The organism is Lachnoanaerobaculum gingivalis (genome assembly GCF_003862475.1).
In the GTDB taxonomy this organism is placed as follows: Bacteria; Bacillota; Clostridia; order Lachnospirales; family Lachnospiraceae; genus Lachnoanaerobaculum; species Lachnoanaerobaculum gingivalis.
Genome location: NZ_RRCO01000001.1, coordinates 804,065 through 821,504 on the forward strand (window position 1 = coordinate 804,065; position 17,440 = coordinate 821,504).

Here is a 17,440-nt window from a genome sequence, read left to right on the forward strand (position 1 = left end):
TTATAATATAATAAAATCTCAAAAAATCAAATACAGGATACAATTCTGAAATTTCTTAAAGAATCAAATTGTGTCTTACCTGATCTGTAACAATAATCCTATTTTCAAAAAAATTAACCGGTCACAATTGTAACCGATTAAAAATATTAAATACTTATCATAAAATAACTATGCTTTTACTTCTTTTCTCTGACCTTACTGCCGTCATTAAGCTTTTCTTCATCCGCATTTATGATTACTTTGTCATCTTCTTTCAGACCTTCGCTTATAACTGCCTGTGTTGATGATTTATAAACTATACTTACAGGGGTTTTCTTTGCAGTTTTATTCTCTATTTTAAATACATAGTCCAACTCATCCTCAGCAAAAACAGCACCTATCGGTACGGCAATCGCATTATCATTTTTATAAAGTGTAAATATCGCATCCACTCCGTATCCGTTTTTTAAAATATCATCCCCTGCATTATCTAAAACTGCTACAAGCTTTACCCTATACTCCTTTAACCCAAGAGGTGACTTCTCTTCAGTAGCAAAATCATATATTTCACTTATCTTTCCGTCAAAGCTTTTCTTTACTCCTCTAAGGTTAAACTCAGCCTTCATTTCATCCCCTGTTTTTATATAGGGTATAACATCCGTTAAAACACTGCACTCCAGTCTGTACTCATTATTATTTGTATCAATTACCGCAAGTTCCTGACCTGCTACAGCCATTGATATATCCTTTGCCGGTATCTTAGAGATAATTCCGTCATATTCCGCTTTTACTTCACAATCTTCTATTTGATGTTCCAGCTGTGCTATGGCTGTTTTTTCCGACTCTATCGCCGCCTCAATCTGCTTTTTTGTACTTTCATAAAACTTCTCACTGATATCCTTTTCGCTTAGACCTTCCGCCTTTAGTGATTGCAGATATTTATTGCTTTCATCAAGCCTTTTTGATGCAGTTTCATAATTGGATTTTGCATTTTCAAAATTTGCTCTGGATGTTTCAAGCTCAATCAATGATACACTCTGTGCTTCAAAAAGTGCCTGTTTTGCCGAGTAATCGGTCTGTGCCGCTTCATAGGCGGCTTTTGCAGTATCAAGGCTTGATTTTAATCCGCTTATATACTCCATAGGAGATGTTGCCATAAGCTTACCTATATCACTTTCTTCCTTTTTGGCTATATATGAATCCAAGCTGCTCTGTCTTAACTGCTTTTGATATTCAAGATCTCTGCTTGATATTTTTATAAGCACATCTCCCTTTTTTACCGGTGAGTTTTCATTTACCAAAACCTCTTCAATACTTCCGTTCACCTTTGAAAGAATATGGTACTCCTTTCCAAGACTTATAACCGCATTTTCCTTATATGTATCATTTACCTCTTCTTGCTTTACAGTATAGACCTCCACATCTATAGCCTTATTAAGATTATTTATAATAAAGACTGATATAATCACTAAAATAATAATAGAAATCAGTATATATTTTTTTCTTACTTCAAAAAGCTGTGCTAAACTATTTTTTTTCATAGTTAACCTCTTTCTTTTAAACTGTCATTCGGATTTATTTTATCAATTGTTTTAAGTATAGCCATTCCTGATATATATAGCATCAATATACAAAATATAAGTGAGGATATATACATCGACATCCCTATATTTAATTTCAGAGTAAAGGATTCTGAGACCAGCAAACTCTCAAGCAACCATTTGAATAATTTTAAAAGCGGAATACTTAAAATAAGTCCGCAGATAAGATATACCAGCTGTTCCATAAAAATCATCTGTTTAAGTTCCTTATCCAACACCCCCATAATCTTCATAGTGGCAAATTCCTTTTTTCTCTCCCTTATACTTATCAAAGAAATATTGTATATAAGTACCACACCTGAAAATAATGCCAGATATATAAACATTCTGAGCATAAATTTGGAGCTTTTCATTCTATCCTGATAAATCCTCAAAGTATCTCTCTTACTTGAAAATGAGGTGATCTCTGCACTGTTTTCTGTAAGCTTTTTTTTGATATTATCTTCCATTCCTCTTTGTGTGTTAAAAAGCAATGTATTTGAAAAGCTTTGTAATGAAAGATATTTATTTATGTTTTGGATATCTACATAGCAACCGCTTCCAAAGGCTTCAAAAATCACCTTACTTACCGGCAGTACGGTCTTTTGTCTCGGGGCATATCCCGTACTTATTTCAATACTGTCACCTTTCTTTACATTCAAATCCTTTGCAATCCTTGAATTTAAAATGATTCCCTCCCTTGGAGGTTCATAAAATACATCATCCACATCAGATATCCTATAAAGCTTTGATCCTCTGCCTATGCCTGTGAGTAATGTAGGCTTTGTATGATTTTGAGATTTCAATGTTACAGGTATCTCACAAATAATCTCTCTCTCACCCACTCCTTCTATACCGTCAAGTGAATTAAACATCCTGTTAAAAGAGGCATAATTTTCCGTAGTTATTTTTACATCATACTTTGCAATATCTTCAAAATATCCTACAAACATCTTATTGACCGCGTTTTCTGATGCCAGCAAGGCACATGAAAGTGCAAATGGAAAGGCAATCGCAAAGGCAATAAAAAATGTTCTGAACGGACTTCTTAAAATGGAGCGTATACCCATTTTATGCATAACATTAAAATGCCTTATTATACTCGGTGAAAAATTATTTCCGACACTCGGTGCGGCTGCCCTCATAGCCTCCGCAGCCTGTATTTTTGTTATACCGCCCACTCCCAAAATCACAGCTGCAATGCTTGAGGTAGCAGCTATTAAAAATCCTTTAAGCTTTGTGGAAAGCGGATCGATATAGCTTGGCGACGGCAATGAAAAAAACTCCGCATACTGATTAAACATATACATTCCGAAAGGTCTTGCAAGTATGCAGCCGATAAAAGCACCCATAAAACTTATCATAATCGCCTGTACCAGATATGCGCCTAAAAGCTCACTGTTTCTAAGCCCCATCGCCTTCATTGTTCCAATCAGGCTTCTGTCATTATCAATCATTTTTTTCAGCACCGTATAGAGCATAAATACCGACATTGACATAAATACAATCGGCAATATGGTACCTGTACCTGTAAGTTCTGTAATCTCACCATCTACCATATTGTAGCTGCTTTGTTTTTCCTTGTTTGAAAATCCCTGCAATCCGTACTCTGATAGATGCTCCCTTAAACTGTATCTGACTTCCTCATAGGAATAACCGCTTTCCAATTCAAAACTTATTTCATTTACTATATTCTCTCTTCCCAGTATCTTTTCAAGCTTATCCGAATTTACAATTGCAATATCATAATCTCTTCCGTCAGATATTACCGCACCGCTTGGAGGTATGGCATATATATAATTGGGTGCGGATGCAATTCCTGCTATTATAAAATCATAGCTCTCCCCATTATGTATAAGACTTATAGTGTCGCCTTTTTTTAATTTTCTGGCTTTCATCATCTTTGAGCCTATAAATATCTGCTCACTGTTTGGAGGACTGTCAGGCTTTAAAAGAGGCCTGTTTAAATAAGCTTCTTCATCATAGGAGAGTACATGCAGATTTGCTATATCACCGATACCCTCTCCGGCAATTCTTAGATCCGCACTCAAAATACCACAAGCTCTCTTTATTCCCGGATAATCTTCAAATTCCTTTAAGCTTTCCTTAGGCATGGAAATAACATTTGCAAAAATATCAGCCATATTGTTTTCTTTATAATAGCTGTATACCTGACCTTTAAGATTTATAAATGTATCATTCATTGAAACAAATATAAAAACTCCAAGAGCCATTATAAGAGCGGCACCTATATATGTTCCCAAATTCCTTTTTGCGGACCTGAATAAATTTTTTGCAAAATATTTCATTACCACACCACCTCATCCGGACTTATGGGATGCTCATTTGTCACTATTTTTCTGATATTACCGTCCTTAAGATAAAAGACTCTGTTCGCAATCTTTGCCACATTTTCATTATGGGTTATTATCATAATGGTTTTATTATATTTTTTATTAAACTCAAGGAGTATTTTAAGTATCTGTACTCCTGTGGATATATCAAGAGCACCTGTAGGCTCATCACAAAGCAAAAGGTCCGGATTTTTACAGATCGCTCTTGCAATCGCCACTCTTTGCTGCTGGCCTCCGCTCATTTTTCCCGGATAATGATCTCTTCTATCCCATAATCCGACCTGAGTAAGAAGTTCCCTCGGATCAAGCGGATTTGGTGAGAGTTCCGCCGCCAGTTCCACATTTTCAAGAGCATTTAAGTTCGGCATCAGATTATAAAACTGAAAAATGAAGCCTATATTTGCTCGCCTAAAGGAGGTAAGTTCTCTTTCTGTCATACTGCTTAAATCAATTCCGTTGTAGCTTATACTCCCTGAACTTACGGTTTCGATTCCTCCAAGGATATTTAAAAGCGTGGACTTTCCTGAGCCTGAAGGTCCCAAAATAACCACAAGTTCCCCTTTATATACCTCAAAGCTTACATCATCAAGTGCATTTACCTTTACTTCCCCAAGAAGAAATTCTTTATGTACATTTCTTGCAATTATAAGTTCTTCCATAGTTCTACCTCATATCTTTATTCGTCAATATAAAACCTTCTTACATATTGTTTTGAAACTTCCGTCATTTCCTCATCCAACAGCGGAATACCTATGGCATCAAGAATCACTTTGAGCATATCTATTTTTCTAAATGCCCCCTCCATGCTGTTATCTATCAGTGTAGGCAGAAGCCAGACCTTTGAAAGCAGACCGAATACCTCCGCAGCCTCCTTGGTGTATTTGGGATCGACTTTCATAGAGCCGTCCTTATTCCCCTCCTTTATAAGTTCTTCTATCTGAGGTGAAATATTTTTTAAAACAGTTTCAACCAGTTGAGTAAAAAAATGCGGATTATGAATCAGAGGGATGGTTTCCATATTCATTCTCCTGACATTCTCATCATTGGCGGCTTCCTTAAAACTTGCCCTGATTTTTTCCAATGCATTTAATCCTGTATGATTTTTTATCATATTCGTAAAGCTGTACTCTTCACATAATTTATCAAAGATTGCACTTAGGATCTCATCCTTTGATTTAAAATGATGATATATAGCTCCCTTTGTTATATCACCCAGCTCATCCACAATATTTTGTATGGACACATTATCATAGCCCCTTGTGGTAAAAAGGTAATAAGATGTCTGCAATATTCTCTCCACTGTTTTTTCAGGGTATTTATTCCTTGACATATTTCCTCCGATATATGTTATTAAAAATTATTTATCTCTCCTTACTCTGTCGAATATATTTAGTATGAAACTTAAAATATACATACCAACCGTATGTATGTATATTATAATATTATTATATTTTTTTCAAGATATAATACTGTAAAATCAGAAAATAGTAGCGACAGTTTATTTACCGGTACATAAAAAAGCTTTTGGAAAATATCCAAAAGCCTTTTATCCGGATGCCGTCAGGTTCTCCGGCAAAACTTAATATTATATTGATAATACCATATCCACCTGTCTGGAAAATGATATCCCCGTTTTACACCAGAGTGCAAAATGTTCACAATTATTTTTAGCAAAATTATAGGATTTCTCCCCAAGCCTTGACTTTGCCCTTTCTATAGTCTCTTCAGGTGAAAACAACTTATACTTTGCTTTAAATAAAAAATCAAATACTCCGGTCTGTTCTCTCGGATTTTTATCAAAGTTTGTACTGCTCCTAATTTTTCTTGGCGGACCTCCCGCCTTTGGAAAATGAAGTACAAAATAATCCTGTGATCCTTCGGTAAATTCCTTTAAATCAGTCTCATATATGCTGACATTTCTGCCGAAATCCTTGGTTTTGTCCGCATAATGAATGACCTTACCGTCTCCTATATAAATACCGTAGTGATCGTATAATGCTCTGGACACTCCTATCACATCTCCGGGCTTTAGGAAACTGCCTGAAACCAACCTTTCAAATTTCTCTTCCATAGCACTCATTGTACCGGTAGCTTTTCTTATATTATTTTTATCAAGAATCCTTGCATGTCCGTCAAGAAGACTGTACTGCAATCTATAGCCCATTTCTTCTTTTTTATCTCTCCAAAAATGTTGCTTACCGCAAATTTTCTCTTCTCTGTTCGGTCTGTCACCACCGGTTCCCATCAACATTTTTCCGGCAATCAAAAGTGCTAATAACATATCCACTCCAAGTAATATATAATATTTACCCAGTTAGGCTTTGCTAAGTTAGGTATTACTAATATATATTACCTGTGTGAATTTTTCAAGTGGAAATTACTTTTCCGAATATTTCAGCCGGAATATATGCCTTTATACTGATTCCTTCGTCAATATATTCTTCACTGAGGATTTCACCGAATTTTCTAACAATTGCTATTTTGCCGGCATCCTTATATGGGAATACATGCTCAAGATAAACTCTTTGCTTTTGCAAAATATCTTCAACAGTCTTTTTTAAATCCTCTATACCCTCTCCGGTCTTTGCCGACATTTTAAGGATTTTGTCCGCATGGAAATCTCTTGGAAGTTCCATATTTTCTTCCATAAGATCGGTCTTATTAAATACTGTGATTATATCCTTATCCACTACATCAAGGCTTCTGAGTGTATCGTATACCACCAACATCTGTGATGATGCCTCTTCATTTGAAGCATCCACCATATGTATCAGAAGATTTGCATACTTTGCCTCTTCCAGAGTGGATTTAAAAGCTTCTATAAGATGATGCGGAAGTTTTCTTATAAAACCTACAGTATCTGTTACCAGTATTTCCTGGCCGCTTCCAAGTTTTAACTTTCTTGTTGTAGGATCAAGAGTTGCAAAGAGCTTGTCCTCCGCCAAAATATTTGCATCTGTAAGCTTATTAAGCAAAGTGGATTTTCCGGCATTGGTATATCCCACTATTGCCACATTAAAGGCAAGATTTTCATCTCTGGATTTTCTTATCAACTCTCTGTGATTTTCAACCTTTTTAAGCTCCGCTTTCAACTGTGAAATTCTCTCATGGATAAGTCTTCTATCCATCTCAAGTTTTTTCTCTCCCGGACCTCTGGTACCGATACCTCCACCAAGTCTTGAAAGACTGCTTCTAAGTCCTACCAGCCTTGCAGAAGAAAATTTTAACTGTGCCAACTCAACCTGAATCTTTCCCTCACTTGTTGTTGCTCTTTTTGCAAATATATCCAGGATTACCATTGTTCTGTCCATTACCTTGGTGTCCAAAAGATCCTCAAGATTTCTAAGCTGCGCAGGTGTGAGCTCATCATCGCATACCACTCCTGTAGCTCCAAGCTCTATAACTCTGTCTTTGACTTCCTCTATCTTGCCCTTTCCTATATAGGAACCCGGATGTATCCTTTCTCTTGACTGTATAATACTGTCAAGCACTGTTGCACCTGCAGTATCCACAAGCTCTGCCAGCTCTTTCATGGATTCCTTTGTATCGTCACCCACATCAACTCCCAGCAAAACCACCTTTTCCTCTATTTCTTTTGTTTCATATGTACTCATATACTACCTATCTGATTCTTGACTTTAAAAAAGCCACTTCGTGAGAGACCGCTTCGTCCTCACCGTATTTTTCAATATATGCATTGAAGCATTCCAAAGCCTTATTATAATCGCTCATATATTCATAGCATGATCCTTTTGAAAACATCAAAGACTTTAATGTCTCATCATCATGTGCATTTAAAGTCTTATTTTCCAAAAGTGCCATACCCTCTTCAACGGCTTCAAGTGCCTTTTCGTAATCTTCTCTCTTTGACATATGCTTTGCATAGACTGCCAATACCTTGGCATTCTTTCTATTGGTTTCTTTTAACTGATTTTCAAGAAACTCCTCGGCCTTATCAAGATATGATGAATCTGAACTCTTGCCATACATATCCTCATAATACTGTACTATACTGATACCGGCATTGATATGAAGTTCACTTCTGTCATCCAGACTCTGTGCCTTATCATACATTGCAGCGGCATCTGCTATATCTATATCCATATCTACATTGCTGAGTTTAGTATATATGATAGCCAGCATATCCAAGTATTCTACTCTTTCTTCATCCGCAGATATAAGAAGTCTGTATGTATGCTCTGCAGCCTTGTAATCTCCGGCTTTATACTCTGCTTCCGCTCTGTATCTGAGTATATCTATTTCAAGACCTCTGATATTCTTGCTTCCATGTACGCCTATCGCCTTATCAAAGACTTCTACAGCTTGTGCATATTTCCCTTCTTCAAGTAAAGCCTTGCCGCTTTCAAAGTATTTCTTTTCATTTGCACCACAACCGCTTAGTAAAACAATAGATAATACGCCTAATATAAATATCTTTTTAATTTTTCCCCGTACTGCCAAAGCCACCTCTGTCTACTCCATCCAATTTATTCACTTCTTCAAATTCAAATGCATCCTGATGCTTGATTATTCTGAACTGGCATATCCTGTCATTTACTTCTATAACTGTATCTCTCATTGCCAATGCTGGAAATCTCCATTCATCATTGTCACCGCAATATGACTCATCGATAACTCCCATTGAGTTAGTCTGTAAGATTCCGAAGTTTTTGAAAGTGGAACTTCTCGGTACCACCAATGCTTCATATCCAAGTGGCAATTCCATTCCCACTCCAAGCCTGATAAGCTTGTAATCACCCGACTTCATCTCAACTCTTTCAGCGGCTCTTAAATCTATCCAGTCACTTTTTCCGTCTATAAATTTCAGTTTCTCAATATTCTCACTGAAATATTTTATCTTTATTTTCATATTAATTATCTTCCCCTGCCGTATTTATTTCACTTTCAAAGCCGAACTTCCATCCGGTCTCTTCCTCAACCTCATGCACTATCTCGGCTTCAAGATCAGAATTGAGTCTTGGCAATGATTCTTTTGACTCCACTCCAAATCTTCGAAGGAATTCCTCCGTAGTGGCAAACTGTGAAGGTCTTCCGGGTGCATCCAGTTTTCCGGCTTCGTAAACAAGTCCGAACTCTACCAGCCTGCTAACCACATAGTCCGATGAGACGCCTCTTATACGTTCTATTTCAGCCTTTGTAATAGGTTGCTTGTAGGCAATAATTGATAATGTCTCAAGCATGGCATCGGTAAGCACCTGCTTTTTTGGTGTCTTACATACCTTTATAAGTTGTTCATAGTACTCCGTCTTTGTACACATCTGAACACAATCCCCCAAATCAATTATCTGTATTCCTCTGTTATCATTATTATACTTTGCTTTTAAAGATTCGAGATTTTGAATCACTTCGCTCTCTTTCATATCAAGAGCGGCACATAATTGTCTTATTTCTACAGATGTTCCCAAGGCAAAAAGTATTGCCTCAATCGCCGCTTCTGTTTTACTCAATTTAGCCATCTAATATATCGCTAAGATCCAGCGTCTCCTCCTTTCCCTCTTCCTCCAAAGTTTCTATTTGCATTTCTCCGAAAGTCTCCTCCTGTAAAAGAGCTATTTTACCTATTTTCATAAGTTCCAGTACACTTAAAAATGTAACCACAACTTCAAGCTTGGTTACCTGACTTTCAAGTAACGATCTGAAAGTAAATTTTCTGTGCTTTCTGGCATATGCCATAACCTCCTGTATCTTTGTTTCCAAAGATACAGGTTCCTTTTTTATAGTACCGAAATTACTTCTTACCTTATCGATCCTGTTTTCCTTTTGCTTCATTACACGGTCAAATACTTCTTTTAGCTTGTGTAGATTTAAATCTCCGAAAAGCTCATCCAAGTTTACAGGCTCCTTGTACTCTTCCACTTCTGCAGGTATACTCGGCTCCTTAAAAAGTATTTTCCCGGCATCAAAGTATCTTCCGGCAAGCTCATTTGCCATCATCTTATATTTTTTATATTCCAAAAGCCTTGCCACGAGCTCCGCTCTAGGGTCAATGATTTCCTTTGTTTCCTCGTCCTCTTCAAGCGGTAAAAGCATCTTAGCTTTTATATCAAGAAGCGTGGTTGCCATCACAATAAATTCGCTCATCAATTCAAGGTCATCGGTTTCCAGCTCGTTCATATAGTTTAAATACTGCTCAGTTATACTCACGATTGGAATATCATATATATCTATTCTATCCCTTTCTATAAGATATAAAAGTAAATCCAGCGGTCCTTCAAATCTCTCCAATTTGTATGAAATCTCCATACTCACCTCTCATATATAGATATCACTCAACCTTACTATTGTACCAAATTTTAAGATTTATTGCGACATTTAAGATTAATCACTATCAGCTCCGACATGTCATTTAATCTGATATTTATACTGTGAGTTCCAAGTCCCGCTCCGATTATCTGAACCATATTTCCGACTTTTTTCATTCCTACAACCAATCTGTTAAAGAAATGAAACTGTGGTGTCATCACTCCTACTCCACAAGGAAACCTTATCGTTCCACCGTGAAAATGTCCTGCAAGTGCCAAATCCACATGACTGTCTGCATAGTCTTTTACAAACAGAGGTGAATGTGCCAATAAAATATTAAACTTTGATTCATCTATACTTATGCGCTTATTTATATAACCGGGATCCAGAGGCTTTTTAAATCTTCTCAAATAATATTTTCTCTCAAGGTCCAATCCGTGAACGCACATATTATCATCTAAATCATAGCTTTTATTTGAAAGATATACTATCCCCATATCCTCCATTATCTGCTTATACTGCCTGTAATTTAATCCGAATTTATTCTCACTCAGTCTTTGTTCATGATTTCCGTTGGCATATATACATTTATACTTACTTGAAAGTCTTTTTAAAAGAGGCAGCACATTCTCTATACCGAGTCTACTCTTTACGGTTATCATATCACCGCCTATAAGCACCAAATCAGGCGATATGTCCTCTATAGCCGCAAGGAGCTTTTCATTATTTTTTCCGAAACTGTTATTGTGTAAATCTGTTAAAAAGACTATTTTCTTTTCACTCTCAATCTTTTCACTGCCTATACTATATTGTACTGTTTTAAAGTTCTTTCTTTCATAAAAAGAACGGAGCAGTAAGGAAATACTCCCCACTGCTCCTAATCCTATAATTTTAGAAAATATATTTTTCATCAAACTCCTAGCTTACCCAAACGCCGTTACTGTTTAAAGTGTATCCGTCAGGTGTGGTGGTATTTGTCAACATTTTACCATCACTTCCCAAATAATACCATAGTCCGTTGTACTTAAGCCAGCCTGAAGAATCCATAGCTCCGGAATCCTCCATAAAATACCATGAACCGTTTGTATCCTGTCTCCAGCCTCTTGCCATTTTGCCGTCTGCATCAAACCAGTATTTCTTTCCGTTAATATTTAAAACTTCCGCTCTGGCACTTGTTTTATCTGATTTTACATAAAACCAGCTTCCGTTGCTCTCTTTCCAACCTATATCAGGGGCCATACCCGGACCGTAGTTTTCAGCTCTTACATCAGATGTGGCAATTGACTTCGGTGCGGCATCAACTTTTGCACTGTCCGCATTTGTTACCTGAACTTGCTGTGCAGATTCTGTTCTTTCAACAACTTCCTTTTTTTCAGCCTGCACTGCGGCCCCTGTAATACTCTTTTTTACACTTACATCTTTTGATGCAATATCCACACCGCCTGTTGAAGCTATCGCAAAGCCGTAATCAAGCAATGCTCTTGTATCGGTATAATGAGTTCCCTGACTCTTAAGTATTACGACTACCAGTCTTACACCGTTTCTCTCCGCACATGTTACCAAAGTATTTCCCGCACTCTTTGTATATCCGGTCTTTCCGCCTATTACACCCGGATAAAACCTGTTGTCATTGGTCTGAATCATCTTATGATGCATTGCAATTGACTTTGCAGGATTTCTCTGAATTGCCGGAAATGTATAATATCTTGTACCGGCAATAGCTCTGAAATTAGGATTTCTGAATGCTTCAGCCGCAATCAATGCCATATCCTTGGCTGTAGTCTTATGGTTTTGATTGTTCAAACCGCTCGGATTTACAAAATTTGTGTTTTTTGCACCTATTTCTCTGGCTCTGGCATTCATCATATTTGCAAAGCCCGGTATTGAACCTCCTACATGCTCGGCAAGTCCGTTTGCAACCTCATTTGCAGATGCAAGCATAGTTCCGTAAAGTGCATCTCTTACACTTATTCTGTCACCTTCTACTACACCTAAGTTTGTAGCTCCCGATTCCAGATTTGTAGTAGCACTCTTTGAAAACACCACCGTGTCATCAAGATCGGCCTGCTCCAAAGCAAGCAATGTTGTCATAATCTTAGTGATTGAGGCAGGGAAAAACTGCTTATTTCCATCTTTTTCATACAGAAACTCACCTGTATTTGCATTGTAAAGTGCAGCTCCCTGTGATGCTATGTTTGGAGGAGTAGCTGCATATGTTACCATTCCGTTCCCCGGCGCAAAAGTTATCACACCCACCGACAATAATATCGACAGGCCGCCGGCTATAATTTTTTTGATTTTCATTTTTATACTCACTTTAATTTTAAAATTTACCCTCTAACTTATTAATACTATATCACAAATATTGAACATATGTATTAAAATAACCTTACATACCTGTTACTTTATGCTAAACTATATTTTAGAGGTAAAGTATCTTTAACAGTCTAATAAAAATCTAACTGAAAATCAATGAACATTTATATCTAAATATGTTCCATACTTTTACGTAAATACAAAAATTCGAACCGTTTAAAGTCCGAATCTTATTAAATCTTAATTATTTATTTTTCCGTAAGCTCTTTCATTATATCTTCCACATGCTCCAGCGCTGTAGCTCTGTAAGCATTTGAACCGCAAAAAAGCAATGCATGACTTTCATCCGAGTTTGCAGCACAACACAGTGCATCGGTTATACAATACGGTATAGTCTTTCTGTCACATACCGACAATGACAGACAGTTGTGACAATGTCTTATCGGTATAGGACCTTCTTTCAGTCTATCCATAAAGTCATTTCTTATAGCTCTTCCCGGCATACCTACAGGCGATTTTGTGATAACTATATCTTCTTCTTTTGCATCAATATAGGTCTGCTTGTAATCATCCGGTGCATCACATTCATATGTGGTAACAAATCTTGTACCCATCTGTACTCCGTCCGCACCCAGACTTATGGCATGATCCATATCTTCTTTGGTATATATGCCGCCTGCTACGAATACCGGAATCTTTTTGCCGAATTTTTCTTCATAGATTTTTACTTCTTCTATTATATCCTTTATTTCGACATCATACTTTTCTCTTTTATAATTTTTACTTGCCATGGTATCGGCACCAAGCTCATGAAGCTCATCATAGGAAAATCCAAGATGTCCACCTGCAAGCGGTCCTTCTATTACTACAGCATCCGCTGTAGTGTTATATTTTCTGTCCCACATCTTTAAAATGACTTTTGCACTTTTTCTGCTTGATACTATCGGTGCAATACAGGTCTTTTTTGCGTTTTCGCTTAAGGCCTGTCCTTTTGCTACAAGCTCCGGCAATTCTATAGGCAGTCCGGCTCCGGATATTATAATATCCGCACCGGCTTTTACAGCTTCTATTACATAGTCCGCATATTTATTTGTTGCTACCATTATATTAAAACCTATAAAAGGATTATAATTTTTTAATTTTTCCAAGAATTTAGAAGCCTGTTTTGAAACCTTAAATCTGTTTTCAAATACTTCCGCCGCTATATCTCTGGCTTTTTGAAGTTCGGTCTTTACGGCACGAAGATTTGCTTCTATAGGATTTTTATAAAAATCATCCTCTCTGAATCCGATCTGTGCCGTTGATATAATTCCCATTCCTCCATTGCCAGCCACATGTGCCGCAAGGGATGAAAGGCTTATTCCTACACCCATACCTCCTTGGATAATGGGGTAGAGCAAACTTTTATCACCTATTTTTAAGAATTCCATATTTCCCTTTCAGCTATTTAAAACTTCCTGAATCTGTTATATCTGTCCTCTGCAATTTCTTCCTTGGATTTTGAAGAATTCTTCTCAAAGAAATCGTCCATATTTGAAACCATTTCTTCTATTACAGTATCCATTGTATCTACAGTCAAAGGTAATTCTTCCTTTATAACTCTGTCTATTACTCCTAAGCCTAAAAGTTCTTTTGAGGTAATCTTCATAACCTCTGCAGCCTCTTTGTTCTTTTTTGCATCTTTATAAAGTATTGAAGCAAAACCTTCAGGTGAAAGTATTGAATATATGGAATGTTCAAGCATCCAAACTTCATTGGCTACGGCAAGTGCAAGTGCACCTCCGGATCCTCCTTCACCTATTACAACAGAAAGTATAGGTACTGTCATATCGCTCATTTCAAAGAGTGCTCTTGCTATTGCCTCGGCCTGTCCCTTCTCCTCGGCTTCTATTCCGCAAAATGCTCCCGGAGTATCCACTATGCATATGATTGGCATATTAAACTTCTGCGCATGCTTAATAAGTCTTAGCGCCTTACGATATCCGCTCGGATTGGGCATACCGAAGTTTCTGATTTTATTTTCCTTTATGCTCTTACCTTTTTGCTCTGCCACAACCATTACAGGTTTTCCATAGTAGTTTGCTATACCGCCGATAATTGCACCGTCATCTCCCGAGAGTCTGTCTCCATGTAGTTCCAAAAAGAAACTGAACAGTCTGTCGATATAATCCTTTGCGGTAGGTCTGTCAGGTCTTCTTGATAAGAGTACACTGTCCCATGCAGTCTTCGGTGCCTTTACCTTCGTGCGTTTCTCTGTGACCTTTTCGGTATTTTCATCCTGACTTTCCTTACGTGCAACTTTCTTAAATCCTGAGGTATGAGCTCTTAGTATCTTCTTTAAGACACTTCTTTGCTCCGATCTTTCTACTATAGCATCTATAAATCCGTGCTCAAGTAAAAACTCTGCACTCTGGAAACCTTCCGGCAGCTTTGTACCTATAGTCTGTGCAATTACTCTCGGACCTGCAAACCCTATAAGAGCCTTAGGCTCTGCCAGTATGATATCACCAAGCATTGCAAATGAAGCACTTACTCCTCCCATAGTAGGATCTGTAAGGACGCTTATAAAAAGCTGCCCTGCCTCATGGTGTCTTTTTAATGCTGCTGAGGTCTTTGCCATCTGCATAAGTGAAATCATACCCTCCTGCATTCTGGCACCGCCTGAACAGGAGTAAATAATAATCGGCATTTTCTCTTCTGTAGCCTTTTCCACTGCTGCCGTTATCTTTTCTCCAACCACTCTTCCCATGGAAGACATCATAAATCTTGCATCACATACGGCTATAGCTGTTCTTACATTACCTATAGTAGCCTCTCCTGTAACTACAGCTTCATTGAGCTTGCTCTTTTGTCTTTCCTCTTCAAGCTTAGTCTCATAATCCGGGAAATCCAAAGGATTTGATATAGGCATTGTCTTATTCCACTCGATGAAACTTCCGTCATCCACAAGCATTTCTATTCTTCTGTATGCATGAACTCTGAAATATCCGCCGCATTTCGGACATGTGTAAAAATTTGACTTTACATCTTCAGCAAAAATCGGCTCTTTACAGATTCTGCACTTTTTCCAAAGTCCCTCCGGGATATCTATCTTTTCACTTTCCGGTTCTATCTTTGCATATGTCTTTTTAAACATATTTCTAAACATGACAACACCTCAAAACTTTCATTGCTACATTTTAAACTGTTTTTCTATAAATGAAGTATCTATATCAGCATCTATAAAGTACGGATTATTAATAATCTCATAGTTAAAGTCTATATTTGTATCCACACCCTCTATTACTATCTCACCAAGAGCGGATCTCATCTTTGCAATAGCTTCCTGCCTGTTCTTTCCATGAACTATCAATTTTAAAAGCATGGAATCATAAAAAGGTGATACTGTGTAATCTTCATAAATATGTGTATCTATTCTTACACCGTTACCGCCCGGCAAATGCATACTCTCAATTCTTCCCGGAGAAGGTGCAAAATTCTTATCCGGGTTTTCGGCATTTATTCTGCACTCTATGGAATGTCCTTCAATCTTCACATCCTTTTGAGTAACGGAAAGCTTCTCTCCCGCAGCTACTCTGATCTGCTCCTTTATCAGATCCATACCGGTAATCATCTCTGTTACGGGATGTTCTACCTGTATTCTTGTATTCATTTCCATAAAGTAGAAGTTCTTATTCTTATCTACCAAAAACTCAATGGTTCCGGCGTTCTCATATCCTGCAGCCTTTGCCGCACTTACGGCAGCCTTTCCCATCTTTTCTCTGAGCTTACTGTCAAGAAATACTGACGGCGCCTCCTCCAACACCTTTTGATGTCTTCTTTGTATGGAACAATCTCTTTCACCGAGATGTATTACATTTCCATAGCTGTCGGCCAAAATCTGGAACTCTATATGTCTCGGTCTTTCTATATATTTTTCAATATACATGGAGTCGTCGGAAAAGCCCTTAAGCGCCTCCGCTTTTGCAGTCATAAAATTCTCGGCAAAATCGTCTTCGCTTCTTGATATTCTCATGCCCTTTCCGCCTCCGCCAAGAGCCGCCTTGATCATTACAGGGAAACCTACTTTTTTGGCAAGCTTTAATGCCTCATTCACATCCTTGACACTTCCGTCAGTTCCCGGTATTACAGGAATATGTGCCTTCTGCATTGTTGCTCTGGCTACAGCTTTATCGCCAAGCTTAGCAATTGTTTCAGATTTAGGTCCGATAAACTTTATTCCTACTTCAGTGCAAAGTCTTGCAAACTTTTCATTTTCCGATAAAAATCCGAATCCCGGATGAATGGCCTCGGCACCTGTTGTAACGGCCGCACTGAGTATCCTCTCCATATCAAGATAGCTCTTCATCGCAGGTGCAGGTCCTATACAAATAGCCTCATCTGCAAGCATCGTATGTAAGCTGTCTCTATCCGCCTCAGAATATACGGCAACACTTATAATACCCATTTCTCTAAGCGCTCTGATTATTCTGACTGCAATCTCTCCTCTGTTTGCTATCAATACTTTTCTAAACATTTATTCTCCAATGATAAAGGTAAGTTCGGCATCAACCGCTATCTCACCGTCCACACTTGCTATAGCTTTACCTATTCCAATTCTTCCTTTTGATCTGATTATCTCACAAGATAATTTAAGCTTATCTCCCGGAACAACTTTTCTTTTGAATTTAGCAGAATTTATAGCTCCGAAATATGCTGTCTTTCCCTTATTTTCAGGTACTGAGAGAATAGCAACCGCTCCTGTTTGTGCAAGCGCCTCTATCATAAGTACGCCCGGCATTACAGGCTCCTCGGGAAAATGTCCCAAAAACTGAGACTCATTATATGTTATACATTTGTATCCGACGCTTTTTTTGCCCGGCTCCAGCTCCTCAATACAGTCAATAAGTAAAAATGGATGTCTGTGAGGTATTATCTCTTGAATTTCCTTGATTCCCAACATAATCT

Annotated in this window: 16 protein-coding genes; all 16 read right to left on the reverse strand. The window is 37.8% G+C overall.

What is annotated here, in order from left to right:
* Positions 1–176: 176 nt before the first annotated feature.
* Positions 177–1,520 (reverse strand): efflux RND transporter periplasmic adaptor subunit, encoded by a 1,344-nt coding sequence (locus EHV10_RS03725; protein WP_128673459.1) that lies wholly within the window; start codon positions 1,518–1,520, stop codon positions 177–179.
* Between the two features lie 2 nt (positions 1,521–1,522).
* Positions 1,523–3,868, reverse strand: a complete 2,346-nt coding sequence (locus tag EHV10_RS03730) for an ABC transporter permease (protein ID WP_128673460.1) — start codon at positions 3,866–3,868, stop codon at positions 1,523–1,525.
* Positions 3,868–4,572 (reverse strand): ABC transporter ATP-binding protein, encoded by a 705-nt coding sequence (locus EHV10_RS03735; protein WP_128673461.1) that lies wholly within the window; start codon positions 4,570–4,572, stop codon positions 3,868–3,870. Before EHV10_RS03735 ends, EHV10_RS03730 begins: the two co-directional genes overlap by 1 nt.
* Before the next feature lie 17 nt (positions 4,573–4,589).
* On the reverse strand, positions 4,590–5,243 hold the full coding sequence (locus EHV10_RS03740) for a TetR/AcrR family transcriptional regulator (protein ID WP_128673462.1): 654 nt from the start codon (positions 5,241–5,243) through the stop codon (positions 4,590–4,592).
* Positions 5,244–5,498: 255 nt separating this feature from the next.
* Positions 5,499–6,194: a lecithin retinol acyltransferase family protein gene (locus EHV10_RS03745; protein ID WP_128673463.1), complete on the reverse strand. Its 696-nt coding sequence runs from the start codon at positions 6,192–6,194 to the stop codon at positions 5,499–5,501.
* Between the two features lie 85 nt (positions 6,195–6,279).
* On the reverse strand, positions 6,280–7,527 hold the full coding sequence (hflX, locus tag EHV10_RS03750) for a GTPase HflX (protein WP_128673464.1): 1,248 nt from the start codon (positions 7,525–7,527) through the stop codon (positions 6,280–6,282).
* 7 nt (positions 7,528–7,534) lie between these two features.
* Positions 7,535–8,380 (reverse strand): tetratricopeptide repeat protein, encoded by an 846-nt coding sequence (locus tag EHV10_RS03755; RefSeq protein WP_128673465.1) that lies wholly within the window; start codon positions 8,378–8,380, stop codon positions 7,535–7,537.
* Entirely contained in the window at positions 8,352–8,783 is a 432-nt protein-coding gene (locus tag EHV10_RS03760) for a dUTP diphosphatase (protein WP_128673466.1), read from the reverse strand. The genes EHV10_RS03755 and EHV10_RS03760 overlap by 29 nt, the downstream gene beginning before the upstream one ends.
* A 1-nt stretch (position 8,784) precedes the next feature.
* On the reverse strand, positions 8,785–9,390 hold the full coding sequence (gene scpB / locus EHV10_RS03765; RefSeq protein WP_128673467.1) for an SMC-Scp complex subunit ScpB: 606 nt from the start codon (positions 9,388–9,390) through the stop codon (positions 8,785–8,787).
* Positions 9,383–10,177, reverse strand: a complete 795-nt coding sequence (locus tag EHV10_RS03770) for a segregation and condensation protein A (protein ID WP_128673468.1) — start codon at positions 10,175–10,177, stop codon at positions 9,383–9,385. The genes scpB and EHV10_RS03770 overlap by 8 nt, the downstream gene beginning before the upstream one ends.
* 50 nt (positions 10,178–10,227) lie before the next feature.
* Entirely contained in the window at positions 10,228–11,088 is an 861-nt protein-coding gene (locus EHV10_RS03775; protein WP_128673469.1) for a metallophosphoesterase, read from the reverse strand.
* Positions 11,089–11,095: 7 nt separating this feature from the next.
* Positions 11,096–12,481: a serine hydrolase gene (locus EHV10_RS03780; RefSeq protein ID WP_128673470.1), complete on the reverse strand. Its 1,386-nt coding sequence runs from the start codon at positions 12,479–12,481 to the stop codon at positions 11,096–11,098.
* 260 nt (positions 12,482–12,741) lie between these two features.
* Positions 12,742–13,923 carry an NAD(P)H-dependent flavin oxidoreductase gene (locus EHV10_RS03785; RefSeq protein WP_128673471.1) on the reverse strand — a complete coding sequence of 394 codons (1,182 nt, stop codon included), beginning with the start codon at positions 13,921–13,923 and terminating at the stop codon, positions 12,742–12,744.
* Between the two features lie 17 nt (positions 13,924–13,940).
* Entirely contained in the window at positions 13,941–15,641 is a 1,701-nt protein-coding gene (gene accD / locus EHV10_RS03790; protein WP_128673472.1) for an acetyl-CoA carboxylase, carboxyltransferase subunit beta, read from the reverse strand.
* Between the two features lie 24 nt (positions 15,642–15,665).
* Positions 15,666–17,009, reverse strand: coding sequence for an acetyl-CoA carboxylase biotin carboxylase subunit (locus EHV10_RS03795; protein WP_128673473.1), 1,344 nt, complete (start codon positions 17,007–17,009; stop codon positions 15,666–15,668).
* Positions 17,010–17,435, reverse strand: coding sequence for a 3-hydroxyacyl-ACP dehydratase FabZ (gene fabZ, locus EHV10_RS03800; protein ID WP_007595523.1), 426 nt, complete (start codon positions 17,433–17,435; stop codon positions 17,010–17,012). It lies immediately after the preceding gene.
* Positions 17,436–17,440: the final 5 nt, after the last annotated feature.